The sequence below is a fragment of the Asanoa siamensis genome (assembly GCF_016862555.1).
In the GTDB taxonomy this organism is placed as follows: Bacteria; Actinomycetota; Actinomycetes; order Mycobacteriales; family Micromonosporaceae; genus Asanoa; species Asanoa siamensis.
Genome location: NZ_BONE01000030.1, coordinates 1 through 26322, shown reverse-complemented (window position 1 = coordinate 26322; position 26322 = coordinate 1). Strand labels below are relative to the sequence as shown.

The window sequence follows — 26322 nt, the reverse complement described above, 5'->3', positions numbered from 1 at the left end:
CGGTCGCGGCGGCCCGCCGGTGCGGTTAGCCTGCCGCGCGTGACCCGTCTCGCCCGCCTGGTCCTCGTCGACGCCGCCGGCACGCCGCTCGGCGTGCTGCCGCCCTATCCGGTGCCGGTGCCGTGGTGGCAGGAGTCCGCGGACGTCGTCGCCGGTGCCCGGGTGCACTTCGGCCTGGACGTCACGATCCTGCGGCTGCTCGGCGCCGACCGTCCCAAGATGCCCGGCGGCACGGTGACCTACCTGGCCGAGTGCGTGGCCGCGCCGGCGGCCGCGGAGCCGCTCGCGACGGCCGGCGTCGACCCCGCCGGCTTGGCCGCGCCGCAGCCCCACCGGGCGCCCTACGCCGAGCCCGGCGGCCCCGCCCGCAGCCTGGCCTGGGCCCGGGCGCGGCTGGCCGCGCACGGCTGGACGTCGGAGATCACCGCGCACCAGCACCGCACCTGGAACCTGTCGGCGATCTGGCGCCTCGAGGCCGCCGACGGCCGGCAGGCCTGGCTCAAGCAGGTGCCGCCGTTCTTCCGCCACGAGGGCGCCGTGCTGCGCTGGCTGGCCGGCGCCGCTCCCGGGCAGGCCCCGGGCCTGCTCGCCGCCGGCGACGAGGGCCGGTTGCTGCTCGCCGACGTGCCCGGCGTCGACTGGTACGAGGCCGACCTGGCCGGCCGCCACCGGATCGGCGTGGTCGCGCACGGCATCCAGCGTGCGGCGACCGGCGACCTCGAATCGCTCGCCGCGGCCGGCGTGCCCGACCGGCGCGGCCCACGGCTCGCGGAGTGGATCAGGGCCACGCTGGCGCCGCACCGGCCGGCCGTCGACGAGGTCCTCCCCGACCTCGACGAGCGGCTCGCCGCCGCGGCCGCCGCCGGGCTGCCGGACACGCTCGTGCACGGCGACCTGCATCCCGGCAACACCCGCGTCGCGGGCGACGGCGACCCGGTGGTGATCGACTGGGGCGACGCGTACCTGGGGAACCCGGTCTTCGACATCCTGCGGCTGAGCGAGAACGTCGACCGCGACGCGGCGGCCGGGCTCGTGGCGGCGTGGGCGGCGCGCTGGCGGGCGGCGGTGCCGGGCTGCGTCCCCGAGGCGGCGGTGGCGGCGCTGCGGCCGGTCGCCGCACTGCGCAACGCGGCCGTCTACGCGTCGTTCCTCGCCGGCATCGAGCCCGCCGAACACCCGTACCACGCGGCCGACGTGCCCCACTGGCTCCGGGAGGCGCGCGAAGCCGCGGGGACGCCTACGGTAGGTGCATGAGCGAGGCGTCCGGGCTGCGCGCACGGCTGGTCGACGTGCTGCGCCGCGACGGCGGGCTCACCCGCGACGACCTCACCCGCGCCTTCGCGACCGTGCCGCGCGAGGTGTTCCTGGCCGACGGCTTCCACAGCCAGGACGCGGGCCTGCTGCGCCCGGGTGACGACGGCTTCCTGGCCGGCGTCTACCGCAACGACGCGCTGGTCACCAAGCTCGCCGACGGGCGGCCGGTCAGCTCGTCGAGCCAGCCGTCGCTGATGGCGCTGATGATCGAGGAGCTCGGCGTCGCGGCGGGCATGCGGATCCTGGAGATCGGCGCGGGCACCGGCTACAACGCGGCGCTGATGGCCGCGCTCGGCGCCGACGTGACCAGTGTGGACGTGCAGCCCGACGTGGCCGCCAAGGCGGCCGACGCGCTGCGCACGGCCGGCGTCACCGGCGCCCGGGTGCTGATCGGCGACGGTTACCTGGGCGAGCCGAGCGGCGCGCCGTACGACCGGGTCATGGTCACCGTCGGTGTCACCGGCATCTCGCCGCACTGGCTGGCGCAACTCGTGCCCGGCGGGCTGATCGTGGCGCCGGTCGCGCACGCGGGCAACAACCCGGTGCTGCGGGTGTGGACGGAGCCGGCCGCGCGCATCGCCGAGCCGGGCTGGCCGCCGCGCACCGACATCTGGGCCGGCGGCGTCTGCGGCGCGGGCTTCATGGCGGCGGGCGGCGCGCTCGGCGCGACCTACCCGTGGGCGCACCCGGCGTCGGTCCGCGCGGCCGACTGGGCGGCGCTCGAAGAGGTGGAGACGGCCCGCTGGCCGCAGCCGTTGGACGGCCTGCGCTACCACGACCTCTGGTTCGGCATCGGCGCCTGGGACCGCCGGACGACGGGCGCGCCGTACGACGGCGGCACCGGTTGCGTGCTGCTCGACGAGACCCGGACGGGCGGGGCGGCGATCCTGGCCGACGGCGCGATCCTGGCGGCCGGCGCGCACGCGGCGACGTACGCCTCGGACGCCGGGATCCTGGTCGACCGCTGGGCCGACCTGGGCATGCCGGGCATCGAACGCTGGCGGGCGGCGCTGGTGCTGGGCGGCGACCCGGCGGCTCCCATCTACGTGCCGCGCGAGTGGTCGCTGGTCTAGAACCGCCCCTTGAGGCGTTCGCGGAGCGGGCGGCCGTCGGGGTCGTAGACGAGGCGGTAGACCGGGACCGCCCACAGCCGGGTGCGCCGGCTCAGGCGCTCCGGTTGGTGCGGGCGCAGCCGGCCCGGTGGCCGCGGGCCCCGGCGGCCGCCGCGGTGCCACTCCTCCAGCCGCGCCGCGGAGTCGACCAAGGCCTCGATCGCCTCGGCGGGATCCACCAGGCCATCCGGACCGGACCGGTCCAGGTGCTCCGCCAGCAGGCGCAGCCGCAGGTCGCGGGCGAAGACGCGGGCGCCGTCACCGTGGCCGCCGGGGTCGCGCGGCTCCCGCGGGTCCGGTGTGGAGTCGAGTACGGCACAGGACAGCTCGCTGTCGTGGGTCCACGAGCGACGGTTGAGGTTGTCGGAGCCGACGCTGGCCCAGACGTCGTCGACGACGCAGACCTTCGCGTGCACGTACACCGGCGTTCCTTCGTGGTTCTCCACGTCGAAGACGTGCACCCGGTCGTGTGCCGCCTCCCGGCACAGCCGCAGCGCGAGCTCGCGGCCCACCTGGTTGGGCGGCAGCGCCAGCCGGCCGTCGATGTCCGGATGCCGGGGCACGACCGCGACCAGGTGCAGGTCGGGGTTGGCCCGCAGGGCCTCGGCGAACAGCGCGGCCACCTCGGTGGACCACAGGTACTGGTCCTCGAGGTAGATGAGCCGGCGGGCGCGGCGGATCGCCTTCGCGTAGCCGCGGGCCACGGTGCGCTCGCCGTCGGGGGCGAACGGGTAGCGCGGCCGGATCGCCGGATAGGTGCGCAGCACCTGCACCGCGTGCGGACCGGCGGCGCGGGCGGCCGGCGGGCGCGCGGGCAGCGGGTCGGCGGTCAGGTCGGCGTGCCGCCAGCGGTCGCGCAGGTAGGCCAGCGGGTTCTCGATGTCCAGCGGCATCGGGTCGGTCCAGCGCTCGCGGAACACCTGGTCGAGCACGTCGACGACGGGGCCGCGCAGCTTGAGCTGGACGTCGTGCCAGGGCGGGCGCGGCCCGTACGCCCGGGCCATGGTCACCGGCTGCGGGTCACCGAGGTGCGTGGCGTCATCGCGGCGGCTGTGGCACAGGTCGATCCCACCGGCGTACGCCACGTCGCCCGCCGGGTCGTCAGGGCGGCGCACCACGACGAGCTTCTGGTGGTGCGAGCCGCCCCGGCGGACCCGCTGGTCGAGCAGCACCTCACCGCCGGCGGCCCCGACCGTCTCACCGAGGTGGCGGTTCTCCTCCTCGCTGTAGGACAGCTTGTCGAGGTGGGACCGCCACACCAGCCCCTTGACCACCACGCCGCGCTCGGCGGCCCGGGAGGACAGCTCCGCGACCGTGGGGCCGTCGGGCAGCAGCCGCTCGTCCGGGTCGCCGCGCCAGTCGGTGAACAGCAGGTGGTCGCCCTTGCTCAGCCCTTCGACGGTGCGCACGAGGTCCGCGAAGTAGCTCGCGCCGTGCACGAGGGGCTCGCAGTGGTTGCCTTCGCTCCAGTTGGGTAGATCCGACGCGGGATTGCCGCGCTCCGCCCCTGTGAGAAACCAGTCCTCCATCGGCATTCATGGGGGATTTCCCTGTCGACCGTCCGTTCACACCCCGGCCCGGACGTGAGCCGCCGGACACGTTGACACAGAACCGCGGGGGATGGCGCGAAACCGCGATTTCTCTCCGTAACGGCGCGCCTACCGTCATCGTCAAAGGACGGCAGGTAAGGAGGCCCCGATGAGCAGTGAGATCATCCCGGAGTCGGACGGCCGTACGCGGGAGTCCAACAGCGAAAACGGTCTCCTTCTCGCCATCCTGGTCATGGTCGTCCTGGGCGTGATCGCGATATTCCTGGTGACCGCCTGACGCTCGTCAGGGGCGGTCGCCCTCGCCCGCCGAGTGCGGGACCCGCTCGGCCGGGATCACGCCGAGCCGCCCGGCCTGGTAGTCCTCGAACGCCTTGACCAGCTCCGCGCGGGTGTTCATCACGAACGGGCCATAGTGCGCCACCGGCTCCCGGATCGGCTCGCCACCCATGATGTAGAGGTCGAGGGCCGGCGTGTGCGCGTCCTGCTGGAGGTCGGCGGTGATCCGCAGCGCGTCGCCCGCGCCGTGCACGGCGAGCTGGCCGGTGTGCATCGGCCGCTTGTCGAGGCCGACGGTGCCACGGCCGCCGAGCACGTAGACCAGGGCGTTGAAGTCCGGCCGCCACGGCAGGTCGACCTCGGCGCCGGGCTGCACGGTCAGGTGCGCGATGGTGATCGGCGTGTGGGTGCTGCCGGGGCCTGTCTGGCCCGCGATCTCACCGGCGATGACGCGGATCAGCGCGCCGCCGTCGGGCGTGGTCAGCAGCCCCGACTCCTTGCCGCGGATGTCCTGGTAGCGCGGCGGGTTCATCTTGGCGACCTTGGGCAGGTTGACCCACAGCTGCAGGCCGTGGAACAGGCCGCCGCTCATCACCAGGTGCTCCGGCGGGGCCTCGATGTGCAGCAGGCCGGAACCCGCGGTCATCCACTGGGTGTCGCCGTTGGTGATCGTGCCGCCGCCACCGTTGGAGTCCTGGTGGTCGAAGATCCCGTCGATGATGTACGTGACGGTCTCGAAGCCGCGGTGCGGGTGCCACGGGGTGCCCTTCGGCTCACCCGGGGCGTAGTCGACCTCGCCCATCTGGTCGAGGTGGATGAAGGGGTCGAGGTCGGTCAGCGCGACGCCGGCGAACGCGCGGCGCACTGGGAAGCCCTCGCCCTCGAAGCCGCTGGGCGCGGTGGTCAGCGAGCGCACCGGCCGGAACGTGGTGGCGGCGGGGTCGAGGCGGGGCAGGCGCGGGAGGACGAGGACGTCTTCGACGGTGACGGCGGGCATGGGACTCTCCTAGCGGGATTCTGCGGGGGCGGCGGTCAGCCGCTCGTCGGTGCGGGTGAAGATCCTGGTGAGCGCGGCCAGGTCGGCCTCGTCGACCTCGTCGAGGAAATGCCGGCGTACGGACCGCAGGTGCTCGGGCGCCGCTGCGCGCAGGGCGGCCAGCCCGGCGTCGGTCAGCACGGCCTCGCTGCCGCGCCGGTCCTCCGGACAGGGCTGGCGGATGACCAGCCCGCGCTTCTCCATCGTGCCGATGTGGTAGGTCAGCCGGCTCGGCGCGAAGATCAGCTTGGCCGCGAGGTCGCCCATCCGGAGTCGCCGGTCGGGCGCCTCGGAGAGCCGCACCAGCACGTGGTAGTCGGCCAGGCTGAGGTCGCTCTGCTCGCGCAGCTCCCCCTCGATCCGGGTGAGCAGCCGCTGGCTGGACTCCACGACCGCGCGCCAGGCGGCCAACTCCGCCGGGCTCAACGACCGTTCGTCACTCATCACGCCTCCGACCGTACCGCTTATTTCAAATCTGAACAACTGCGCCGGTGCCGCTGTTGTTCCCGGGGCTAGCCTGGTGGTGTGGATGACCTTGACCTGGCGGACTGGCGCGAGCGGGTGGCCCGCCTCTACCTCTCCGACGCGGATCTCGACGGCTTCCGGGCCGGTCGCGATGAGCTGTTCGCGAACCACGCTCAGTCACCGATCCCGGCTGACTCCCGGGCGTCGTTCGCGGGGCTGCGCTATTTCGCCGCCAACCCGGGGGCGATCGCCGAGGTGTCTGTGCGGCCGGCCGAGGGTGTGGAGAGCATCGACACGGGCGGCCCGGACGGGGTGGTGCACTACCGCCGGGTGGGCATCGCGGAGACGCCGTGGGGGCCGCTGACGCTGTTCTGGATCTCGGCGTACGGGGGCGGGCTGTTCGTGCCCTTCCGCGACGGGACCGCGGGGCCGCAGACCTATGGCGCGGGCCGTTATCTGACGGACACGGTCAAGGGCACGTTCGGTCGCGGTCTCGAAGTTTTGGGCGAGGGCCGTGTCCGGCTCGACTTCAACTACGCCTACAACCCGTCCTGCGCGTACGACGACCGGTGGGCCTGTCCGCTCGCGCCGGAGGAGAACCGCCTGGCGCCGCCGATCGAGGCGGGTGAGCTGAACTACCACGGCCAGGAGCCGAGATGATCACACTGGGCGACGTACGGGCCTGGGCGCTGGCGTTGCCCTCGGTGATCGAGAAGCCGCACTTCCGCTTGCCCGGCTTCCGAGTCGCGGCCACGCTGATCGAGCTGGGGTGGCGCCACAGGGCGCCGAAGCGGCTGGTGGCCGCGTACGACAACCGCTGACAGCACGTAGGCGGGCCCACCGCGACGGTCGCGGTGGGCCCGGTGGTGGGTGATCTCAGAGGCTGTGTGCGGTGATGTCGCCGTGCGAGGTGGTGGCGCGGATGGTCAGGTCCGCCGCGCCGTCGTTCTTGAGCGAGTTGCTGACGCGGCCGTAGCCGGTGCCGGCGTCCAGGGCGGCCGAGACGCCGGCGGCCGCGCCGACGGAGATGTCACCGAGCTCGGTCCGCAGCACCACCGCGCCCCGCACGGCCTCGGCGATGCGGATGTCACCGCGGGCGGTGCTGATCTCCGCCGGCCCGCCCAGCCGGACGACCTCGACATCGCCGTCGATCGCCGTCAGTCGGACGCTTCCGGCCTCGTCGATCCTGATGTTCCGGTAGGCGCCGTCGAACGTGACATCGCCGAGACGACCGACCCCGCGGACCTCGCAAGCTGCCGACTTCCCCTCGACCCGCGACCCGGCGGGCACTTCGACGGTCACGGCGACGGACCCGGAGGACCCGACGAGCTTGTTGCGGTCGGTCGGGTCGGTGATCCGCAGGACCCGTCGCCGTACTCGACGGTGACCCGCTCGGCGGCCTTGACATCACGCCCCTTGCCGGCATCGGCGGGCCCGACAACGACGCTGGTGTGACTGCGGTCCCCGGCGATGAACTCAACCCGCCCGGCGGGCACATCGAGAACAACGGAGATGGCGTTGGGCGTTTCGAACGTCTGCTTCGTCATGCGTCGACTATCGGCAGCAGCCCTGCCACACCCCCGCCACAGCCCTGACACCATCCCTGACACGCCCCCGCCCGCGGCCCGAAGGGCTGATGTTGGCACCGCGCAAACCGCCTACCGTGGACGGGAGTTCGCAGAGGGGACGGGGCGTGACCACTGACAGCACGGCACAGGTGCCGGTATGGACCTTGGCGACCGAGTCCGTGAACGTGCCGAACGTGCTGGGCGACGAGGGCATGACGCCGGCCCGGCTCTCGGACCTGCGCACGGTGCTGGCGACGCTCGCGGATGCCCCCATCGCGACGCTCGAAGCGCACCCGTTGTCGACCAGACGCGATCGCAACGGCGGGATTCCGCTCAACGCGGCCAGTCCGCTCGCTCAGCAGCTGTCGCAGCTCGTGACGGCGACGACGAAATCACCGACGCTGGACGTCGGGGCTACCGGCGACGTGCTCTACCGGATGGTGGTGCCGGCGAAGGTCGCCGCTCAGGTCGGAAAAGGACTCGTCGCGCCGATGGCGTCGAAGGCCGCCGCACAAGGGGTGCACAGTGCGCTGGTGACGTCCGGCGGTGGCATCGCGGCCCAGGCCACGTTCGTGCCCGTTGCCGGGAAGGCCGCTGTCGCGGGTGCGGCGACCGGGTCGGCCACGACCGCCGGTGTCGCCGTGGCCAGTGCCGGAGCGCTGACGGTGGCCGCGCCACTGGTGCTGATGGCCGTCGCGGTCGGCGTCAGTGCCTACGCCGACCAGCAGCGGCAGAAGGCGATCGCGCGCATCACCGATCTCCTGGAGCAGCTGCACGAGGACGCGCTGGAGACCGAGCGCAGCGAGCTGGACGGTTGTCGCGACGCCATCGACAAGGCGACGTCGGTTCTTCTCGACCAGGGCAGGATCGGGCTGTCGTTGGGGCTGGACTCCTCGTCGTACGCGATCAGCACCGCCCTCGAACGCACCAAGAGCCGGCTCGGGAAATGGCAGGACGCCTTGGCCGCGCTGCCCGAAGGGCCGGTCGAGGTCGGTGCGCTGACGAAGGCGTTTCCCGGCATCAACGAGGACGGCGGCGCGTTCCGGGCACATCTCGAACTCGCCCGGCTCGTCATCGCTCTCAAGCGTCGGGTGCTCGTGCTGCAAGCCGTCGAGCACGCTCAGGCGGTGGAGACGCACAATCCGTTCAAGAGCTTCATCGGCACATTGCGCGACGACGAGCGTCGCCTCGACGAGTTGGAATCGGGCATCCGATCGGTCCTCCTTCGGCTGTCGACCCTCGAGGTGAAGCGGCCGGGCGGGTTCCGCAGCATCATGTTCACGCAGGGTGAGGTCGACGAGCTACTCCGGACCGCGTACCGCCTCCGCGCCCTCGGCGACGGCCTCGACGTGGGTGTCCACCAGGCCGACGTCGCGATCGAGATCGAGCGGAGCGGCGACGGGTCGCTCGTGGTGTTCCCCGCGACCGCTGCCTGAGCACCGGCGCGCCTTCCAGCAACAGCCCCGAGTACGCTGACACGATCTTGAGAACCGACCGTTACCGTTCCGGCGTGCCCGCTACTCGTGTCCGTCGGCTGCTGGCCGTCGTGTCGCTGGTCGCGTTGAGCGCCTGCACCTCGCACGCCATCGCCGGACCCGTGACCGTGGCCAGGCCGAGCGCGTCGCCGCCGAGCCCGAGTGTGTCGCCCTCGGTCAGCCCCACCCCGAGCACACCGCCGAAACGCGGAACCCTGGAGTGGTACGTCGCCCAGGTGCCGGAGTTTCCACCGTTGCCACCGACGCCGCAGCTCCGTGAGGCGATCAAGCCCGGGGAGCCGCCGTTCTGGCTGCGCGTGCCGACGGACCAGAAGGTCGCGTTCATCACGATCGACGACGGCGGCCTGGCCCGGCCGGAGGACGTGCCGGCCTTCATCAGGTCGGCGGGTATCCCGGTGACGATGTTCCTGAACTCACCGGCCGCGACGGCGCACACGGACTATTTCAAGGAGATCGAGGCCGCCGGCGGTGTCGTGGAGAACCACACGATCAGCCACCGCTCGCTGCCGGGCTTGTCTTACAGCAGCCAGAAACACGAGATCTGCGGCTCGGCGGACAAGCTCGAACAGCTCTTCGGCAAGCGCCCGACCCTGTTCCGGCCACCGTTCGGCGACCACAACGACACGACGATGACGGTAGCCCACGAGTGTGGCGCGAAGGCGGTCTTCTACTGGTCGGAGACCGTCGACAAGGGAATCGTCCGCTACCAGACCCCGGAGAAGATCCTGCACCCAGGCGACGTGCTGCTCATGCACTTCCGCCCGGCACTGATGGACGACCTGCTGGCGGCACTGAAGGCGATCCACAAGGCGGGCCTCACTCCGGCGCTGCTGGAGGACTACGTGGGCTGAGGCCCCGCGCCACGAGCACGAGCGCGGGCAGACAGAACGCACCGAGACAGGTGAGCAACGCCCACCGCAGGCCCCAGGAAGATCCACCGCCAGCCCCAGAACTGGGTGATCAACGCCCCGCCGAGCACGCCGGCCACGAAACCGAGGCCTGCCATCGACCCGTACACGCCGATCGCTCTGATCCGTTCCCGTTCCCCGCGGAACGCCGCTGCCGGGGCATCCGTCCACCGTAGACTCACGGCCGCCAGATGACGATCTCGATCTCGCGTAGGCGTTCCGCGAACGGGCCGTCGCCGAGCAGCTTGCGCAGGTCGTCGACGAACGCGGGGAGGCGGTCGCCGAACAGGTGCGGCGCCGAGCCCGACAGCGACAGCACCGCGGCGACGACCTCGTCGGTCGTGCGGGTCACCACCCGGGCCGGGACGGCGGTGATCCGGGTCGGGCCCTGGAAGCCCGTCGCCCGCATGACGTCCTCCTCGCCGTCCTTGGTGCCGTTGCGCAGGAAGCCCTGACCGGCCCGCTGCACCGGGCCCAGGTAGCCGCGGACGAGCTCGTCGATCCCGTCCCACGGCGGCGGCGGATGGGGCAGGCCGTCGGTGTCGGGCAGGCCGCGGTGGGTCTGCGCGAAGACGTGCACCCAGGCCTGGTCGACCATGGGGCGTATGCTCCGCGCCACCCGCGGCTGGTCCATCCAGTGGAAGGACTGGGCGAAGGTGACCACCCGGAACCGGCCGAGGCCGCCCGGTAGGTCCTCAGCCCGCATGGCGCGCCAGTGGACGGTGGCGCCCGGGTCGCGGCGGCCGGCCTCCGCGAGCATCCCCGGGTCGGCGTCGACCCCGACCGCCGCCGCGAAGAGCGGCGCGAGCAGCAGGGTCAGCGAGCCGGGGCCGCAGCCGACGTCGAGCAGCCGGCCCGTGCCGTCCAGGCCGAGCGCGTCACGGATCGCCGTCGCGAGTGCCGGCGGGTACGCCACCCGGCCGACCGGGTAGTGCACCGCGCTTCCGGCGTAGAGCGTCTCGTCCCATTCCCAGTCCGGCACGTCGGGCGACGCTACCGCCGGTGCGTACCCCCGCGACAGCGAGTTTTGCGGTCTTCACACGGGAGGGTCGGCGCCGTATCCTGCCTGGGAGCGCTTCCACTGACGGTCCTCTATTTTGATGGGAGAACCGTTATGCAACGCAGATCCATCCTCGGCGCGGCGTGCGCCGGCGTGGTGGGCCTCGCCGTGGCCCTGACCGCCCTGGTCGCCCCGGGTGCGCAGGCGGCCGTCGACTCGGTCTTCTACGTCGACCCGGAGACCAACGCCGCGCAATGGGTGGCGGCCAACGCGTCCGACAGCCGGGCCGCCGTGATCCGCGAGCGGATCGCCGAGGTGCCGCAGGCCCGCTGGTTCACCACGACCAACACCTCGGCCGTACGCGGACAGGTCTCCGCGTTCGTCGGTGCCGCCGCGGCGGCCGGCAAGATCCCGATCATGGTCGTCTACAACATCCCCAACCGGGACTGCGGCGGCGCGAGCGCCGGCGGGGCGCCCTCGCACGCCGCCTACCGGGCCTGGGTCGACGAGGTGGCCGCCGGGCTCGCCGGCCGGCCCGCCACGATCGTGCTCGAACCCGACGTGCTGCCGCTGATGACCAACTGCCAGAACGCGAGCCAACAGGCCGAGACCAGAGCTTCGATGGCGTACGCCGGAAAGAAGCTCAAGGCCGGCTCGGCGCAGGCCCGGGTCTACTACGACGTCGGGCACTCGGCCTGGTTGTCCGCCTCCGAGGCCGCGTCGCGCGCGGTGGCGGCCGACATCGTCAACAGCGCCGACGGGATCTCGGTCAACGTCTCCAACTACCGGGCCAACAGCGAGGCGGTGCCGTGGGCCAAGGCGGTGCTCTCGGCGATCGGCGCGCCGGCGCTCAAGGCCGTGATCGACACGAGCCGCAACGGCAACGGGCCGCTCGGCTCCGAGTGGTGCGACCCGGCCGGGCGGGCGATCGGCGTGCCGAGCACCACGCAGACCGGTGACACGGCCATCGCGGCGTACCTCTGGGTCAAGCTCCCCGGCGAGGCCGACGGGTGCATCGCGGGGGCGGGGCAGTTCGTGCCGCAGCGGGCGTACGACCTGGCGATCGCGGCCGGTCCGTGGAACCCGCCGACGGGCCAGCCGACGGGGCAGCCGACAGGTCAGCCGACGGGGCAGCCGACGGGGCAGCCGACGACCAACCCGCCCACGAGCCAGCCGACGACGCCGCCGGCGGCCGGTGGGTGTCAGGTGCGGCAGCGGTTCAACATCTGGCAGGGCGGCTTCACGGCCGAGCTTACGGTGATCAACAACGGTCCGGCCGTGTCCGGTTGGACCGTGACCACCACCCTCGGCGGCGACGCGCGGCTGACCCAGGGCTGGAGCGCGACGTGGACCCAGTCGGGCAGCCAGCTCACCGCCCGCCCGCTGTCGTGGAACACCAACCTGCCGACCGGTGGGTCGACCACGATCGGCTTCCAGGGCACCTACACGGGCACGTTCGCGCAGCCCACCCAGTGGCGCCTGGGCGACCGCGTCTGTTCGGTCATTTGACGACGAGTTGACGGGAACGACACCACGGCGACGGTTATCCGGTCGAAGATCAGGGAAGTTGGTACGCGAACAAGGAGGAAAGATGACCACTCCCTCGACGCCGGCCGGAAACATCCCGCCCGGGCCCGGCGGCGTACCAGCGGCACCCGCCGGCCCCGGCGCGCCGATGCCCGGCAGCGGCCTCGGCGGCCGCGGTGGCGTCTTCGGCGGTGCCCCGGTCACCGACCCGGGCCCGAGCCGCCCGACCGTGAACGTCGCGACCTACACCGACTACGCGGCGGCCCAGCGGGCGGTCGACTACCTGTCGGACAACCAGTTCCCGGTGGAGACAACCGCGATCGTCGGCAGCAACCTGCGCTTGGTGGAAAACGTGCTGGGCCGCCTGACCACGGGCCGCGCCGCCCTGGCGGGCGCGGGCAGCGGCGCCTGGTTCGGCCTCTTCATCGGCCTGCTGTTCGGCATCTTCACGGACGCCAACTGGTTCGCCGTGGTCTTCTCGGCCCTGGCCATCGGCGCCTTCTGGGGCGCGCTGTTCGGAGCCCTGGCCCACGGCATGACCCGCGGCCAGCGCGACTTCACGTCACGCAGCTCACTACAGGCAAGCGAATACTCGGTCATGGTCGACGCAGAACACGCCGACGCGGCCCGCCAGCTCATCACCCGGATGAACTGGCAGGCCAGCGGCGCCAGCTGAGACCGGGACGCCGTCTCGGCGGCAACGGCGGGGCGCCGGCCACCAGGCCGGCGCCCCACCCGCCGTCACGCCCGCCGCCCCACCTGCCGCCAGGCCCGGCGTCCTGGTGGCCTGGCTCGGTTGGTCCAGGCCGCCCTACCGGGCCGCAGGGCCCCGGTAGGTCACAGTCGGCAGGCCCGCGGTGCTGGTCGCGGCGTCCAGTCAATCGAGACCGCCCAACCAGGCCGCAGGCCCCATGGATCCCGGCCCGCAGTCCCGCGGCGCCGATCCCGATCATCCAGCCAATCGAGACCGCCCAACCAGGCCGCAGGCCCCATGGATCCCGGCCCGCAGGCCCGCGGCGCCGATCCCGATCATCCAGCCAATCGAGACCGCCCAACCAGGCCGCAGGCCCCATGGGTCACGGCCCGCAGGCCCGCGGCGCCGATCGCGGGGGTCCGGTCAATCGCGGCCACCAGACCCGCAGCCCTGGTCGCGGCGCTCGGCCAGTTGTGGGCGCCTACCGGGTCGCGGGCCCGGTCCGCTTGCATGACCTCACTGGCGAGAGTGACAGCGAAGCCGCTCAGGCATCGATTGGACCGCGGCGAGCGTTCAGTGCCCTGCTGCGGCGCGCCCAACAGGCCCGCGCCGTTCGAGACGACGTCGAACTGCCTGAGGCCTGTGCCTGCGGCGCTGCCGGCGCTCAGGGTCGCCGACCGACAGACCACCACGGCCGGCGCTGTGACGGCAGGGCGGGCGGCGGGGTGCCGTCGAAGGCCGTCGGCGTCGCGTCGGCGACGACTTGCACCAGGTCCGGGCCGTAAGCTCCCGGCTGGCGGACCTTCAGGACCAGGCAGAACGGGGAGTCGTCCCCGTATCGGCGTCGCAGGTCGCGGTGGTGGGACGCCAGGTAGCGGGCCGCCGCGAGGTTGCTCAAAGCAGTCTGGCCGATCAGCAGGAAGACCGGGTGCGCGGTGGGCAGCGCGCGGGCCAGGACCACGTGTGCCTCCTCGTGCGGTAGGCGCTCGTAGCGCGCCTCGCCCACGATGATCGGCACCCCCTCGCCGGCCTCCTCGAAGGTCGTCACCCGGACGCCCGGCAGCAGCGCCGCCAGGTGCGCCGCCGTGCGTGGGTTGCTCTCCGGGCCGCCGATGCAGAACTCGGTGACCTTGCCCAACTCCTTGGGCGCCTCGGCGGCGGGCACCAGGTCGGCCCGGCCACCGCACTCCTTGACGATCGCGCCGAGTTCCACGATGGCGCCCATGTCGTTGCGGTGCACGCTGGACACCCGCGGCGACGACCAGTGCCGTCCCGCGATCAGCAGGCTCGGCGCACCCTCGCGCAGCCCGAAGAAGGCCCGCATGCGGGCCAGCCGCCGGTAGCGGATGCCCCGCTGGATCAGCCACGCCGCCACCGCGGCGAGGGCACTCGCCACGAGGTTGATCGCCAGGTCCTGCACGCCGCCACAGTAGACGGTGCGTCAGTGGTTCATCGGCGCGACCGCTTCGCTCGCGGCCATCCAGGCGGCGAACGTGAGGTGGCCGAAGCCGAACGCGACCAGGTCGGCGTCCCAGCGCGCGGCCTTGCCACGGGCGGACCACGTGAGCAGGCCGACCGCGACGGCGACGTTGAGCGCCGCCCACGCGCCGTTGACGGCCGGCCCGGAGTCTCGGCCTGCCAGCGGAGTGAGGTGCCGCCGGCGCGTGACCGCGGTGGCCAGGTGCGGCGCGGCGTTGGCGACCAGCATCCCCGCCGTGAACGACGCGATCCTCGAGCGGTGCATCCCCGCACGCTAGTCGCCGCGCTCCTACACCGCAGCCCGCACCGGACGCGGCCTATCCGCGCATCTTCGCGCTCGCGCGGCCGCGTCAGGAGCGCGGGCGCCGCGGTTTGAGCATGAAGACCTTCGGCGCGAGCTTCGACATCTCGCCGTCGCGGGCGACGATCAGCCCCGCGGCGAAGTCGACGAGCGGGGTCGGGTCGGTGTCGGCGAGGTCGGTCAGGTCCATCACGACGGTGATGTCGTTGCAGAAGTAGTGCCCGACGTGGATCACGTCGCCGTAGCTGCGCGGCCTGAGCGTCTTGAGCATTGTTTCAGTTTCCCGCACGACCGGCCGATCGGTCCCACGCGGCGCGCAGCGTGTCGAGCACACCGTCGTCGAGGTGGCCGTGCAGCCGGAGCCGGGCCATCCCGCCGTCGGGGTGGATGTCGAGCCGGACGTGGGTGACCGGGTCCGTACGCAGCACGAACCGGTGGCGGGTGTCCGGGCGCAGGTCCGTGCGGGGCAGCAGGTCGCGCCAGGCGGCCTCGTCGGCCGGGTCGGCCTTGCGCTCGTCCACGCCGCGCAACGACGCCGCGCCGGGCGCGTTGCCCTTGAAGTGGGACGTGTCGAGCTCCGCCAACCGGAGCCGGCCCGGCGCGGCGAGGCGGACGACGACCCAGTCGTTGCCCGCGTCCCGGCGCCGCCGGGTCTCCCAGCCCTCGCCCATCGTCCGGGCGAGGCCGGGCTCGACGAGCTGTGCCGGCGAGCCGTAGAACAGGTCGCTGCAGCCGACCACCCGCCCGCCGTTCTCGACCGCGGCCAGGTCCAGCCAGCCGTCCGGGAAGCGCGTCGGGTCGGGCACGACCTCGCCGTGCACCCGCAGCCGGGCCACTCCCCCGTCCGGGTGGATCACCAGCTTGACGTGCGTGATCAACCCGGCCTGCGAAGAGAAGAACATGTTGGCGGTGTCGCCCTCCAGCGCGCCGTGCGTCACCAACGGCACCCAGTCAGCCGCCGACAGCTCGTCCAGCGACGGGTGGCCGTCGAGCCGGCACCCGTGGACCGACGCCGCGGGCGGGTAGTTGCCCGTGAAGAACGACGTGTCGACGACGAGGCCGCGCACCACGCCGGCGGCGCCCAGCCGGACGATCGCCCAGTCCTCACCGGGCGTACGCCGGCGGCGGGTCTCCCACCCGTCGTACACCTGGCCCTTGGGGCCGAACGTGCGCGGCGTGAAGCCCGGCGGCTCCGGCGTGACGAGGTTGTCGGCCGCGGCGAACAGCTCGTCGTTGGTGCCGACCACACCGCCGCCCAGCCGGCGCGACGCCAGGTCCGGCAGCGCGAGCCAGTCGGGCGCGCTCATCGGGCCCCCTCCAGCAGCGCGGCGGTGAGCAACTGCCCGCGCGGCGGGTCGCCCGGCGTCACCTTCACGCCGCGCAGCCACACGCGACGCACCACACCGGACAGCCGCCGCCCGGCGTACGGGGTGGTGGGATGCCGGTGGTGCAGCCCGTCCGGCGTGACGGTGAAGGTGGCCGACGGGTCGAAGGCGAGCAGGTCCGCGTCGGCGCCCGGCTCGATCCGTCCTTTGTGGCGCAAGCCCACCAGGTCGGCCGGTGCGGTCGCCATCCAGCGCACGACGTCCGCGATGTCGTGGCCCCGGGCGGCCGCCGCCGTCCACACCAGAGGCAGGCCGAGTTGCAGCGAGGCGATGCCGCCCCAGGCCGCCGCGAAGTCGCCCGCCTCGAAGCCCTTGAGCGCCGGCGTCGACGGTGAGTGGTCGGAGACCACGATGTCCAGGTCGCCCGCGGCCAGCGCCGCCCAGAGCCGGTCCTGGTTGGCCGCGCCGCGGATCGGCGGGCAGCACTTGAACTCGGTCGCCCCGTCGGGCACGTCGGCGGCGTCGAGCGTCAGGTAGTGCGGGCAGGTCTCGGCGCTCACCCGCACGCCGCGGGCCCGGCCGGCCGCGACCACGGCGGCGGCGTCCGCGTCGGAGACGTGCAGCACGTGTACGCGCGACCCGGTCGCCTCGGCGGCGTCCAGCGCGGCAGCGACCGCCGCGCACTCGGCCGCGCCGGGCCGGGACTGCTCGAAGTCGGCGTACCGCCGCGAGGTCGGCGCCGTCCGCAGCCCGGCCGGATCCTCGGCGTGCACCACGAACAGCGCGTCGACCGCGGCCATCGCCGCCCGCAACTCGGCCGGCGTCACCGGCGGGAACTCGGGCACCCCGGAGTCGGCGAGGAACGCCTTGAAGCCGAACACGCCGGCCGCGTGCAGGTCGGCCAGGTCGCCGGTGTTGCCGGGGATCGCACCGCCCCAGAAGCCCACGTCGACGTGGCACTGCCCGGCCGCCGCCGCCCGCTTCTCCGCCAGCGCCGCCGCCGAGGTCGTCGGTGGCAGCGAGTTGAGCGGCATGTCGACGATCGTCGTGACGCCGCCGGCCAGCGCCGCGCGGGTGGCCGTGGCGAAGCCCTCCCACTCGGTGCGGCCGGGCTCGTTGACGTGCACGTGCGTGTCGACCAGGCCCGGCATCAGCACGAGGTCGCCGAGGTCGACGTCGGCCTCCCGGGCGCCGGGCACGACGGCGACGATCCGCCCGTCGGACACCTCGACGCCGGCCGGCTCGACGGAGCCGTCCGGCAGCACCACCCGCGACGAGCGGATCACACGGCCCATAGCGCCTCCAGGGTCTGGCGGTGCAACGGCACCTCGGGGGGATCCAGGGCACCGCAGTCGAGGCCGCGCAACAGGAAACCGGCCAGCGCGCGGGCGGTCGCGGGCTCGTCGAGGATGCCGCCCGCCTGCCGCTCCAGGTAGGCGCCGAGCCGCTCGACCGCCGCCGGGCAGCCCGAGCGGAAGAACGCGTACGTGGCCGCGTACCGGGTCGGCAACTGCGCCGGGTGCAGGTCCCAGCCCTGGTAGAAGCCGTGCGCCAGGGAGCGCAGCACGAGCCGGTGGTGCAGTTGCCAGGCGGCGTGGATGCCGGGACCGACCGGCAGCACGTTGCACGAGCCGTCGGACAGGCGCACGCCGGTGCCGGCCACCGCGACCTGCATGACGGCCTTGGCGTGGTCGGCGACCGGGTGGGCCAGGCTCTGTTCGGCGGCCGCGACGCCGAGCGCGGCGCTGTAGTCGTAGGTGCCGTAGTGCAGCCCGACCAGCCGGCCCTCCCCGGCGACGGCGAGCCGGGCGACGGTCGCGGTGCCGTCGGGCCCGAGCACGGCGAGCGGCGTCTCCACCTGCGCCTCGACCAGCAGCGACCGGGCCGGCAGCCCGTGCGCCTGCTCGAGGTGGGCGCAGAGCGTGGCCATCGCGGCGATCTGGGCGGCGGCGCTCACCTTGGGCAGCGTCACGACGAAGCCCGGCGGCAGGACACCGTCCACTGCGGACAGGAACAGGTCGAGGGTACGCACGGCGCGGCGCCGCGTGGCCGCCTCCAGCGACTTGACCCGCACGCCGAGGAACGGCGGCGCCGGGGCGAGCGAGAGCAGGGCGGCACCGGCCGCGGCCGCCGCCACGTCCTCCGCGTCGTCGCCGCGCGCGCCGTACCCGTCCTCGAAGTCGATCCGCAGGTCCTCGACGGGCTCGCGTTCGAGCTTGGCGACCACCCGGTCCCGCAGCTCCGCCGGGAACGGCAGCGGCGGCGACGCGTCCAGCGCCGCGAGGGCCGCGGCACCCCACTCCGCGACCACCGACGGCGCGAACCTGTCCGCCGGCAGGTAGACCGTGTGGACCGGCTGCCGCCCGGTCACCGCGGGCCGGGCCCGGGCCCGCAGCACCGCGTCGACGGGCGCGAGCCGCTGGTCGAGTTCCCGGTAGACCGACTCCGGCAGCTTTCCGGTCATAGCGCGATGTGCTCCGGACGCACGGGGACGCGGGTCAGCGGGCGCCCGGTCGCCGCCCGGATCGCGGCCACCACGGCCGGTGTCGACGAGATGGTCGGTGGCTCACCGACGCCGCGCAGGCCGTACGGCGCGTCCGGGTCGCCCATCTCCAGCACGTCGACCGCCATCGGCGGCATGTCGAGGATCGTCGGGATCAGGTAGTCGGTGAAGGACGGGTTGCGGATGACCCCGTCGACCACCTGCACCTCCTCCATCACCGCGAGGCCGAGCCCCTGCGCGGTGCCGCCCTGGATCTGGCCGACGACCGCCTGCGGGTTGACCGCCTTGCCGACGTCCTGCGCGGTCGCGATCTCGACCACCCGCACCAGGCCCAGCTCGGTGTCGACGTCGACGACGGCCCGGTGCGCGGCGAACGCGTACTGGACGTGGGCGTCGCCCTGGCCGGTTACCGGGTCCAGCGGCCGGGTCGGTTTGTGCCGCCACTCCACGGTCTCCTCGACCACGTCGTTGCCGAGCAGGTCGACCAGCGACGCGACGACCGCGCCGTCGGAGGCGACCACCTTGCCGTCGACCAGCGCCAGCTCGCCGGCGCGGCCGACCCGGGCGAGCACCGTGGCCTTCACGGCCTGGCAGGCCGCCCGCACCGCACCGCCGGTCATGTAGGTCTGCCGGGACGCCGACGACGATCCGGCGCTGCCGACCGAGGTGTCGGCGGTCGCCACGGTCACCTTGGTCACGCCGAGCTCCGTGCGGGCGATCTGGGCCTGCACGGTGACGAGGCCCTGCCCGACCTCGGCGGCCGCGGTGTGCACCAGCACGGCGGGCTCGCCGCCGACGACCGACAGCCGCACCCGGGCGGTGGCGAAGTCGTCGAAGCCCTCGGAGAAGCAGACGTTCTTGATGCCGATCGCGTAGCCGACGCCGCGCACCACGCCCTCGCCGCGCGTCGTGTTGGCCACCCCGCCCGGGCGCTCGCGCGGATCGCCGGTGGCCGCCGGGGGCAGCGGGCGGTCCCGCACGAGGGCGAGCAGGTCCGCGACGGGCGCCGGGCCGTGCACGAGCTGGCCGGTCGGCATCACGGAGCCGGTCGTCATCGCGTTGCGGCGGCGCAGCTCGACCGGGTCCAGACCGACCTCGGCGGCGAGCTTGTCCATCTGCGACTCGTACGCGAAGCAGGCCTGCACCGCCCCGAAGCCGCGCATCGCGCCGCACGGCGGGTTGTTGGTGTAGACGCCGTACGCCTCGACCACCACGGTCGGCACGTCGTAGGGCCCGACGCCGAGCGTGGCCGCGTTGGCCACCACGGCCGGCGTCGACGACGTGTAGGCACCACCGTCGAGCACGATGCGGGCCTTGACGTAGAGCAGCTTCCCGTCGCGGGTGGCACCGTGCTCATAGGACAGCCGGGCCGGGTGCCGGTGCACGTGGCCGAAGAACGACTCCTCCCGCCCGTACACCATCTTGACGGGCTTGCCGGTGTGCAGCGCCAGCAGCGACGCGTGCACCTGCATCGAGAGGTCCTCGCGGGCGCCGAAGGCGCCACCGACGCCGGCCAGGCTGAGCCGGACCTTCTCGGCCGGCAGCCCCAGGCAGGCGGCCACCTGCTTCTGGTCGACGTGCAGCCACTGCGTGGCGACGAACAGGTCGATCCCGCCGTCCTCGGCCGGCACCGCGAGCCCCGACTCCGGGCCGAGGAACGCCTGGTCCTGCATGCCGACCTCGTAGGTCCCGGTGACCACGACGTCGGCGGTCAGCGCGGTGCCACCGGCCGACGCGAAGCGGCGCACGGGAACGTGCCGCACGAGGTCGCCCCGGGACAGCGCGTCCTCGGGGTCGGTGACCGGGGCGCGGACCGCGTACTCCACGGTGATCCGGGCGGCGGCGCGGCGGGCGGTCTCCGGGTGGTCGGCGGCCACGATCGCCACCGGCTCGCCCTCGTAGCGCACCTCGTCGATCGCCAGCACCGGCTGGTCGACCACCTCGAGGCCGTAGTGGCGGGCGCCGGGCACGTCGGCGGCGGTGAGCACGGCGTAGACGCCCGGCAGCGCGACCGCCGCCGTGATGTCGATGGCGCGGATCTCGGCGCTCGGGTGCGGCGAGCGGACGGTCGCGCCCCAGAGCATCTCGTCGGCCCACAGGTCGGACGAGTACGCGAACTCGCCGGCCACCTTGAGGATGCCGTCCGGGCGGCGGGCCGACGTGCCCACGCCGCCCTCGACGGTCGCCGGCGCCACGGTGCTGACGGTCATCGCGCCCTCCGCATCAGTGTGCGGTGCGCCCGCCGGCTGCGCCGGGTCAGGTCCCGGTCGTCGGCGGTCCGCAGCTCGCCGTACTCCACGATGGTCCGGCCGCCGACCGTCAGCAGCTCCAATGTGGCCGGTGGGCCGAACACCAGCGCGGCGACCGGGTCGTCGATGCCGGCGTGCCCGAGGTCGTCGAGCCGCCACAGGGCCAGGTCGGCCAGCTTGCCCTTCTCGATGGAGCCGAGCTCCGCCTCGCGGCCGAGACAGCGGGCCCCGCCCATCGTGCCGAGCCGCAGCGCCTCGCGGGCGGTCAGCCCGGTCGGCCCGCCGCGCAGCCGGGCGGTGTAGAGCGCCTGCCGCAGCTCGGCGCCGAGCTGGTTGGCCTCCTGCGACGCGGCGCCGTCGACACCGAGACCGACCGGCACGCCGGCGTCGAGCAGGTCGCGGACCCGGGCCAGGCCGGCGCCGAGGCGGGCGTTGGAGCTCGGGCAGTGCGCGACCGCGGTGCCGGTGGCGGCGAGCTTGGCGATCGCGGCGTCGTCGAGGTGCACCGCGTGGGCGAGCCAGACGTCCTCGCCGAGCCAGCCGACCCGCTCCGCGTACTCGACCGGCGTGCAGTCGAACTGCTTGCGGCAGAAGTCGGTCTCGTCGGCCGTCTCGGCCAGGTGGGTGTGCAGCCGCACGCCGTGCCGCCGGGCCAGCGCCGCCGCCTCCTCCATCAGCCGGCCCGTGACCGAGAACGGCGAGCAGGGCGCGACCGCGATCCGCAGCAGCGAGTCGGGCGCGGGGTCGTGGTAGCGGTTGATCGCCTCCTCGGTGGCCGCGAGCGCCTCGTCGGTCTTCTCCACGACCTCGTCGGGCGGCAGGCCGCCGGCCGACCGGCCCAGGTCCATCGAGCCGCGGGTCGGGTGGAACCGCAGGCCGACCTCGCGGGCCGCCTCGACCTGGGCGGCCATCAGGTCACCGGCGCCGCCCGGGTAGACGTAGTGGTGGTCGGTGCTGGTCGTGCAGCCCGACAGGGCCAGCCAGCCGAGCCCGGCCGCGGTCGTCGCCGACACGATCTCGGCGTCGATCCCGGCCCAGATCGGGTAGAGCGTGGTCAGCCACTCGAACAGCGTGCCGTCCTGGGCCAGCCCGCGGGTCGCCCACTGGTAGAGGTGGTGGTGGGTGTTGACCAGGCCGGGGGCGAGCAGGCATCCGGTGCCGTCGATGCGGCGGATCGACTGGTAGCGGCCGGCGTGCCCGGCGCCGACCGCGGCGATCCGGCCGTCGTCACCGATCACCACGTGCCCGTCGGCGTACTCGGTGCCGTCGGCGTCGACGGTCGCGACCGCGCAGTTCTCGATGAGGATCATGACGTCGCCGCCAGCCGTACGGCTTCCATGATCTTCTCGTAGCCCGTGCACCGGCACAGGTTGCCGGCCAGCGCCTCGCGGATGTCGGGGTCGCTCGGCGCCGGGTCGCGGGCCAGCAGGTCGTGCACCGCGACGATCAGGCCCGGCGTGCAGAAACCGCACTGCACGGCGCCGGTCGCGAGGAACGCCCGCTGCACCCGGTCGAGCTGCTCCTCGCCGGAGCCGGGCGCGAGCCCCTCCACCGTGGTGACGGTGCGCCCCTGAGCCTGCCCGGCCGCCACCAGGCAGGCGCACACCGGCTGACCGTCGAGATAGACCGTGCAGGAGCCGCACTCCCCCTGCTCGCAGGCGTTCTTGGCGCCGGGCAGGCCGAGCCGTTCGCGAAGCACGAACAGCAGGCTCTCGCCGGGCCAGACGTCGTCGGCCTCGCGGGTCTCGCCGTTGACCACGCAGGTGACCCTCACACCGCACCTCCCGGATCCGTCCAGGCCCAGGCGAGCGCCCGCCGGGCCAGCACCGCCAGCGCGTGCCGTCGATAGTCGGCGCTGCCGCGCACGTCGTCGATCGGCCGAGCGGCCGACCCGACCAGCTCGCCGAACCGGGCCGCCACGCTCTCCGGCACCGCGCCGCGCGTCTCCCACGGCAGCTCGGCGGCGAGGAACGCCTCCGCCTCGGTGGCCCGCAGCGGTGTCGGGCCGGCCGAGCCGATCCCGGTGCCGACCGTGCGGGTCGCGGCGTCGAGGGAGAGCGCGAACGAGCAGACCGCGATCACCATCGCGTTACGGGTGCCGACCTTGGCGAACTGCTCGGCGCCCGGCCGGGCCGGCACCAGGAACGCGGCGATCAGCTCGTCGGGCGTGCGGACCGAGCGCTTCGGGCCGGTGAAGTACTCGGTGACGGGCACCCGCCGGGTGCCGCGCACCGAGGCGAGCTCGACCAGCGCGCCGGCGGCGAGCAGCGCCGGGTGCGCGTCACCGGCCGGCGAGGCGGAGCCGAGGTTGCCGCCGACCGTGCCGCGGTTGCGGATCTGCGGCGAGCCGACCGTGCGGGACGCCAGCGCCAGCCCCGGCACCCGGCCGGCCAGCTCGTCGATCAGCCGCCGGTAGGTGACGCCGGCGCCGACCCGCAGCCAGTCGCCGTCGGTGCCCCAGTCGGTCAGGTCGGTCACCCGGGTGAGGTCGAGCAGCGCGCCGGGGCGGGCGCGGTCAAAGTTGAGGTCGACCATCACGTCGGTGCCGCCGGCGATCGGCAGCGCGTCGGGGTGGGCCGCCTTCACGGCCAATGCCTCGGCCCAGTCGGCCGGCTGCAGGAACTCCATGGTCACCACGCTTCCGGGGCAGGCGGCACGTCGTCGCGCAGCACGGTGCCTTCGATCAGGCCGTACGGGCGGTCGGTGGCGACGTACACCTCGTTGTCGTTGCCGAGCCCGAACGGCGCCAGGTCGACCAGGAAGTGGTGCTTGTTGGGCAGCGTGAGCCGCACCTCGGCGATCTCCGGGTGCTTCTCCAGCGCCCGGCTGCCCATCGCGTACAGCGTCTGCTGGAGCGAGTAGCTGTAGGTCTCGACGAACGCGGCCACCAACTCGTCGCGTACGCCCTGCCAGGAGGTCGACCATGACGGGCCGGAGCCGACCGCCGCCCAGCGCCAGCGCGCCTGGACCTCGGTCGCCAGGATCCGGTCGGTGGCCTCCGGCAGCGTCGTGTAGCCGTCGCGCACGTAGCCGTGGAACTCCGAGTCGGTGGTGTTCAGCAGCACCAGCCCCGACAGCCCGCTGACCACGTGGGACGCCTCCGCGGTGACGGTCACGGTGGCGTGCCGGGTGGTGCCGCCGTCGCGGGCGAACGAGTGCGGGCCGAGGCGCGACCACGGGTGCTCGGTCAGGTCGACCCGGGCCCGGTGGATCGTCGGCTGGGTGTCGACGAAGTGCCGGGCCAGCAGCAGGCCGAACGCCTCCGGCTCGCCGACGCCGTAGCGCTTCGCGAACGCGTACACCGTGTTCTTCTGGGTGTCGGTCGGCAGCACGCCGCTGTTGTCACCCTGGTGCGCGGCGGCCAGGTCGCCGGCCAGCGCGACGCTGACGGTCAGGTCGCGCAGTTCGTGCCGCGGCCCGTCGCGGGCCACCCGGACGAGGCGGACCCCGGCCTTGCCGTACTGGTTGTCGCCCAGGGTGATCGCCATCGCCGTCAGCTCCCCCGGTAGGTCGTGTAGCCGTGCCGGTTGAGCAGCAGCGGCACGTGGTGGTGCTGGTCGGGTGCGGTGACCCGGAAACCGACGGTGACCTCGGGGAAGAACGTCGCGCCGTCGAGGTAGCCGGCGACGTCGAAGACGAGCCGGTAGTCGCCGGCCGCCCAGCCCTCCGCCGGCACCCACTCGCGGAGCCGGCCGTCGTCGTCGGTGCGGCCCTTGGCCAGCATCTCCGCGCCGCGTTCGAGGCGCACCGCGACACCCGCCGCGGGCCGGCCGCGCTCGAGGTCGAGCACGTGGGTCGTGAGCGGCGCCGTCGGGTCGGTGACCAGCCGCTCCAGCCGTAGCAGCGCGATCTTGCGGAGCTCCTCCTGGACGACCCGCTGCTCGGTGGCCGCGTCGTTGTCGAGCCGGTGCCGCAGCGCGTCGAGGATCTCGGCCTGCGACTTCCCGGTCGCGAAGACGAGGAAGACGTGGTCGAAGCGGCGCTCGTAGTCGAGGTTGGCCCGCTTGAGGGCGGTCAGCGTGTCGGCGTCGGCCGCCACTCCGGACTGCTCCTGCCGCGACCAGTTGGACTCGCGGTCGCCGCCGCTCGGGCGCTCGCCGATCCGCGGGTGCGCGGCGATCGCGAGCGAGACGTCGTTCCAGGTGAGCCGGCGCAGCGCGGCGTCGGCCGCGGCCAGCAGGGCGGTGCGATCGGGGTACGGGCGGCCGGCGGCGACCGCCTCCGCCCAGACGGGTGCCGCGCAGCAGGCGAGCAACTCGCGCTCGGCCTCGGCGGGCGGGAGCCGGTTGAAACGGTCGACGTCGCCGATGACGTCCTCCTCGTGAAGCGGATACCGAATGACTACTCCAGCGCGCGCCCCCGATCAAGGCGTTCCGCACCCGGCGACGGCGTGTCCTGGTCGTCGGGGGTGTCCGGGCCGATGTCGTCGGGGGTGTCCGGGCCGATGTCGTCGGGGGTGTCCAGGTCGGTGTCGTCGGCGACGTCGCCGCACGGCACGACGGTGACGGCGGCCGCGTGGGCGCGCAGGTAGGCGCGGGCGCCGGCGTCCCCGGCCGCGGTGTCGGCGACGCCCACCCAGTGGCCACGCCCGAGCACGACCGGATGGCCGCGGCGGTCGTCGTAGCCGCCCATCGCCAGCGTCTGCGGGCCGGCACCGTCGGTGACCCGGGCGATCGCGGCGGCGGTGATGCCGGGCATGTCGACCAGCAGCACGGCGGCCGCCTCAGCCTCGGTCTCCCGGAGCGCGGCCAGGCCGGCCCGCAGGGACGAGCCCATGCCAGTCGGCCAGTCGGGGTTGTCGACGAGCACCGCGTCGCCGAGGTCGGCCTCGGCGCGGACCCGGTCGGCGGCCGCACCGACCACGACATAGACCGGGGCGAGGCCGCCCGCACGGGCCGTGGCGACCGCGCGCTCGACCAGCAGGGCCCCGTCGCGGCGGACGAGCGCCTTCGGGCCGCCGTACCGGCGACCGGCTCCGGCGGCGAGAACGAGCCCGGCGGTCATGCCCCATCACCCTAGTCGGAGTCGAAAATCTTCAGTAATACACCCCGCTATGCCCCATTCGCGTGTTATATCCATCGGCCGTTCGGCTAGCTTTTCGCTGGACGAACAGGCTACGGTGAGTGCCGAACGGCCAGTCCGTGCTCCATAGCAACATTCAGCTTCAGGCACATATCAACTGCAGGAGGTCCCCCCGATGACCGTGCAGACGGTGGAGAAGGTCGACGAGACGCGCACCGCCCCGCTCACCGACACCGCGACCGAGCTGCTCACCGCCCTCGCCGCACTGCCCCCGACGCACCCCTCCCGGGCGGCCTTGCGCGACCGCACCATCGAGGCCTGGCTCCCCCTGGCCAACCACCTCGCCCACCGCTACAGCGGCCGTGGCGAGCCCACCGACGACCTGCTCCAGACCGCCGCCGTCGGCCTCATCAAGGCGGTCGACAAGTTCGACCCCAGCCGCGGCGTCGACTTCGCCGGCTACGCGATCCCGACCATCATCGGCGAGCTCAAGCGCC

At 73.7% G+C, this 26322-nt stretch carries 29 protein-coding genes; 10 read left to right on the top strand and 19 right to left on the bottom strand.

The features are described 5' to 3' along the window. The first annotated feature begins 39 nt into the window (after window positions 1-39). Together Asi02nite_RS19290 and Asi02nite_RS19285 are read left to right on the top strand one after the other, a co-directional pair. On the top strand, window positions 40-1254 hold the full coding sequence (locus tag Asi02nite_RS19290) for an aminoglycoside phosphotransferase family protein (protein ID WP_203714831.1): 1215 nt from the start codon (window positions 40-42) through the stop codon (window positions 1252-1254). Beyond that, window positions 1251-2387: a protein-L-isoaspartate O-methyltransferase family protein gene (locus tag Asi02nite_RS19285; protein WP_203714830.1), complete on the top strand. Its 1137-nt coding sequence runs from the start codon at window positions 1251-1253 to the stop codon at window positions 2385-2387. Before Asi02nite_RS19290 ends, Asi02nite_RS19285 begins: the two co-directional genes overlap by 4 nt. Here Asi02nite_RS19285 and Asi02nite_RS19280 read toward each other — a convergent pair. Beyond that, window positions 2384-3961 carry a phospholipase D family protein gene (locus Asi02nite_RS19280; RefSeq protein WP_203714829.1) on the bottom strand — a complete coding sequence of 526 codons (1578 nt, stop codon included), beginning with the start codon at window positions 3959-3961 and terminating at the stop codon, window positions 2384-2386. The genes Asi02nite_RS19285 and Asi02nite_RS19280 overlap by 4 nt on opposite strands. A gap of 163 nt (window positions 3962-4124) precedes the next feature. On the opposite strand from Asi02nite_RS19280, the gene Asi02nite_RS42350 reads away from it, so the two are divergent. After that, entirely contained in the window at window positions 4125-4253 is a 129-nt protein-coding gene (locus Asi02nite_RS42350) for a hypothetical protein (RefSeq protein ID WP_275410363.1), read from the top strand. A 6-nt stretch (window positions 4254-4259) separates the two neighbouring features. Here the strand turns inward: Asi02nite_RS42350 and Asi02nite_RS19275 are convergent, their stop codons facing one another. Together Asi02nite_RS19275 and Asi02nite_RS19270 are read right to left on the bottom strand one after the other, a co-directional pair. After that, complete coding sequence (locus tag Asi02nite_RS19275; RefSeq protein ID WP_203714828.1) at window positions 4260-5249, bottom strand: pirin family protein; 990 nt, start codon at window positions 5247-5249, stop codon at window positions 4260-4262. Window positions 5250-5258: 9 nt separating this feature from the next. Continuing rightward, window positions 5259-5732, bottom strand: coding sequence for a MarR family winged helix-turn-helix transcriptional regulator (locus tag Asi02nite_RS19270; protein ID WP_203714827.1), 474 nt, complete (start codon window positions 5730-5732; stop codon window positions 5259-5261). Between the two features lie 81 nt (window positions 5733-5813). Here Asi02nite_RS19270 and Asi02nite_RS19265 point away from each other — a divergent pair, with 81 nt between their 5' ends. Further along, window positions 5814-6413, top strand: a complete 600-nt coding sequence (locus Asi02nite_RS19265; protein ID WP_203714820.1) for a DUF1684 domain-containing protein — start codon at window positions 5814-5816, stop codon at window positions 6411-6413. Beyond that, window positions 6410-6574, top strand: a complete 165-nt coding sequence (locus Asi02nite_RS19260) for an RNA-dependent RNA polymerase family protein (RefSeq protein ID WP_203714819.1) — start codon at window positions 6410-6412, stop codon at window positions 6572-6574. Before Asi02nite_RS19265 ends, Asi02nite_RS19260 begins: the two co-directional genes overlap by 4 nt. A gap of 55 nt (window positions 6575-6629) precedes the next feature. On the opposite strand, the gene Asi02nite_RS42585 is transcribed toward Asi02nite_RS19260, so the two are convergent. Both Asi02nite_RS42585 and Asi02nite_RS42580 read right to left on the bottom strand, forming a co-directional pair. Continuing rightward, on the bottom strand, window positions 6630-7055 hold the full coding sequence (locus Asi02nite_RS42585) for a DUF4097 family beta strand repeat-containing protein (protein WP_308440166.1): 426 nt from the start codon (window positions 7053-7055) through the stop codon (window positions 6630-6632). Next, window positions 7052-7300 carry a hypothetical protein gene (locus tag Asi02nite_RS42580; protein WP_308440165.1) on the bottom strand — a complete coding sequence of 83 codons (249 nt, stop codon included), beginning with the start codon at window positions 7298-7300 and terminating at the stop codon, window positions 7052-7054. The genes Asi02nite_RS42585 and Asi02nite_RS42580 overlap by 4 nt, the downstream gene beginning before the upstream one ends. A 146-nt stretch (window positions 7301-7446) precedes the next feature. Here Asi02nite_RS42580 and Asi02nite_RS19250 point away from each other — a divergent pair, with 146 nt between their 5' ends. Together Asi02nite_RS19250 and Asi02nite_RS19245 are read left to right on the top strand one after the other, a co-directional pair. Continuing rightward, the gene (locus Asi02nite_RS19250; protein WP_203714818.1) at window positions 7447-8757 is read left to right on the top strand and encodes a hypothetical protein; all 1311 of its coding nucleotides are present in this window, start codon (window positions 7447-7449) and stop codon (window positions 8755-8757) included. Between the two features lie 74 nt (window positions 8758-8831). After that, a complete protein-coding gene (locus Asi02nite_RS19245) occupies window positions 8832-9668 on the top strand; it encodes a polysaccharide deacetylase family protein (protein WP_239126820.1) in 837 nt (278 codons plus the stop codon). Window positions 9669-9903: 235 nt separating this feature from the next. Here Asi02nite_RS19245 and Asi02nite_RS19240 read toward each other — a convergent pair whose 3' ends face one another. Further along, window positions 9904-10707 (bottom strand): class I SAM-dependent methyltransferase, encoded by an 804-nt coding sequence (locus Asi02nite_RS19240; RefSeq protein ID WP_203714816.1) that lies wholly within the window; start codon window positions 10705-10707, stop codon window positions 9904-9906. Between the two features lie 132 nt (window positions 10708-10839). Between Asi02nite_RS19240 and Asi02nite_RS19235 the strand changes: the two genes are divergently transcribed. Together Asi02nite_RS19235 and Asi02nite_RS19230 are read left to right on the top strand one after the other, a co-directional pair. Continuing rightward, entirely contained in the window at window positions 10840-12234 is a 1395-nt protein-coding gene (locus Asi02nite_RS19235) for a glycoside hydrolase family 6 protein (protein ID WP_203714815.1), read from the top strand. 82 nt (window positions 12235-12316) lie between these two features. Beyond that, on the top strand, window positions 12317-12928 hold the full coding sequence (locus Asi02nite_RS19230) for a general stress protein (protein ID WP_203714808.1): 612 nt from the start codon (window positions 12317-12319) through the stop codon (window positions 12926-12928). A 682-nt stretch (window positions 12929-13610) separates the two neighbouring features. On the opposite strand, the gene Asi02nite_RS19225 is transcribed toward Asi02nite_RS19230, so the two are convergent. The 13 genes from Asi02nite_RS19225 to Asi02nite_RS19165 form a co-directional block, all read right to left on the bottom strand. Then, window positions 13611-14366 (bottom strand): hypothetical protein, encoded by a 756-nt coding sequence (locus tag Asi02nite_RS19225; protein ID WP_203714806.1) that lies wholly within the window; start codon window positions 14364-14366, stop codon window positions 13611-13613. A gap of 21 nt (window positions 14367-14387) precedes the next feature. Beyond that, window positions 14388-14690: a hypothetical protein gene (locus tag Asi02nite_RS19220; protein WP_203714804.1), complete on the bottom strand. Its 303-nt coding sequence runs from the start codon at window positions 14688-14690 to the stop codon at window positions 14388-14390. Between the two features lie 85 nt (window positions 14691-14775). Then, the gene (sepF, locus tag Asi02nite_RS19215; protein WP_203714802.1) at window positions 14776-14997 is read right to left on the bottom strand and encodes a cell division protein SepF; all 222 of its coding nucleotides are present in this window, start codon (window positions 14995-14997) and stop codon (window positions 14776-14778) included. Window positions 14998-15001: 4 nt separating this feature from the next. After that, on the bottom strand, window positions 15002-16033 hold the full coding sequence (gene alc, locus Asi02nite_RS19210; RefSeq protein WP_203714800.1) for an allantoicase: 1032 nt from the start codon (window positions 16031-16033) through the stop codon (window positions 15002-15004). Further along, window positions 16030-17346, bottom strand: a complete 1317-nt coding sequence (allB, locus tag Asi02nite_RS19205) for an allantoinase AllB (protein WP_203714798.1) — start codon at window positions 17344-17346, stop codon at window positions 16030-16032. The genes alc and allB overlap by 4 nt, the downstream gene beginning before the upstream one ends. Then, on the bottom strand, window positions 17334-18515 hold the full coding sequence (locus tag Asi02nite_RS19200; protein ID WP_203714796.1) for a DUF6986 family protein: 1182 nt from the start codon (window positions 18513-18515) through the stop codon (window positions 17334-17336). The genes allB and Asi02nite_RS19200 overlap by 13 nt, the downstream gene beginning before the upstream one ends. Continuing rightward, the gene (gene pucD / locus Asi02nite_RS19195; protein WP_203714794.1) at window positions 18512-20764 is read right to left on the bottom strand and encodes a xanthine dehydrogenase subunit D; all 2253 of its coding nucleotides are present in this window, start codon (window positions 20762-20764) and stop codon (window positions 18512-18514) included. Before pucD ends, Asi02nite_RS19200 begins: the two co-directional genes overlap by 4 nt. Next, window positions 20761-22113: an 8-oxoguanine deaminase gene (locus tag Asi02nite_RS19190; RefSeq protein WP_203714792.1), complete on the bottom strand. Its 1353-nt coding sequence runs from the start codon at window positions 22111-22113 to the stop codon at window positions 20761-20763. The genes pucD and Asi02nite_RS19190 overlap by 4 nt, the downstream gene beginning before the upstream one ends. After that, window positions 22110-22577: a (2Fe-2S)-binding protein gene (locus Asi02nite_RS19185; protein ID WP_203714790.1), complete on the bottom strand. Its 468-nt coding sequence runs from the start codon at window positions 22575-22577 to the stop codon at window positions 22110-22112. The genes Asi02nite_RS19190 and Asi02nite_RS19185 overlap by 4 nt, the downstream gene beginning before the upstream one ends. Then, window positions 22574-23431, bottom strand: coding sequence for an FAD binding domain-containing protein (locus Asi02nite_RS19180; RefSeq protein WP_203714788.1), 858 nt, complete (start codon window positions 23429-23431; stop codon window positions 22574-22576). Before Asi02nite_RS19180 ends, Asi02nite_RS19185 begins: the two co-directional genes overlap by 4 nt. 2 nt (window positions 23432-23433) lie before the next feature. Then, a complete protein-coding gene (pucL, locus tag Asi02nite_RS19175; RefSeq protein WP_203714786.1) occupies window positions 23434-24291 on the bottom strand; it encodes a factor-independent urate hydroxylase in 858 nt (285 codons plus the stop codon). A 5-nt stretch (window positions 24292-24296) separates the two neighbouring features. Next, the gene (gene uraD, locus Asi02nite_RS19170; RefSeq protein WP_203714957.1) at window positions 24297-25112 is read right to left on the bottom strand and encodes a 2-oxo-4-hydroxy-4-carboxy-5-ureidoimidazoline decarboxylase; all 816 of its coding nucleotides are present in this window, start codon (window positions 25110-25112) and stop codon (window positions 24297-24299) included. A 32-nt stretch (window positions 25113-25144) separates the two neighbouring features. Then, the gene (locus Asi02nite_RS19165) at window positions 25145-25807 is read right to left on the bottom strand and encodes a nucleotidyltransferase family protein (protein WP_203714784.1); all 663 of its coding nucleotides are present in this window, start codon (window positions 25805-25807) and stop codon (window positions 25145-25147) included. A 193-nt stretch (window positions 25808-26000) separates the two neighbouring features. Between Asi02nite_RS19165 and Asi02nite_RS19160 the strand changes: the two genes are divergently transcribed. Beyond that, window positions 26001-26322: sigma factor (locus tag Asi02nite_RS19160; RefSeq protein ID WP_275410362.1), on the top strand; the 322-nt coding region annotated here is incomplete at its 3' end.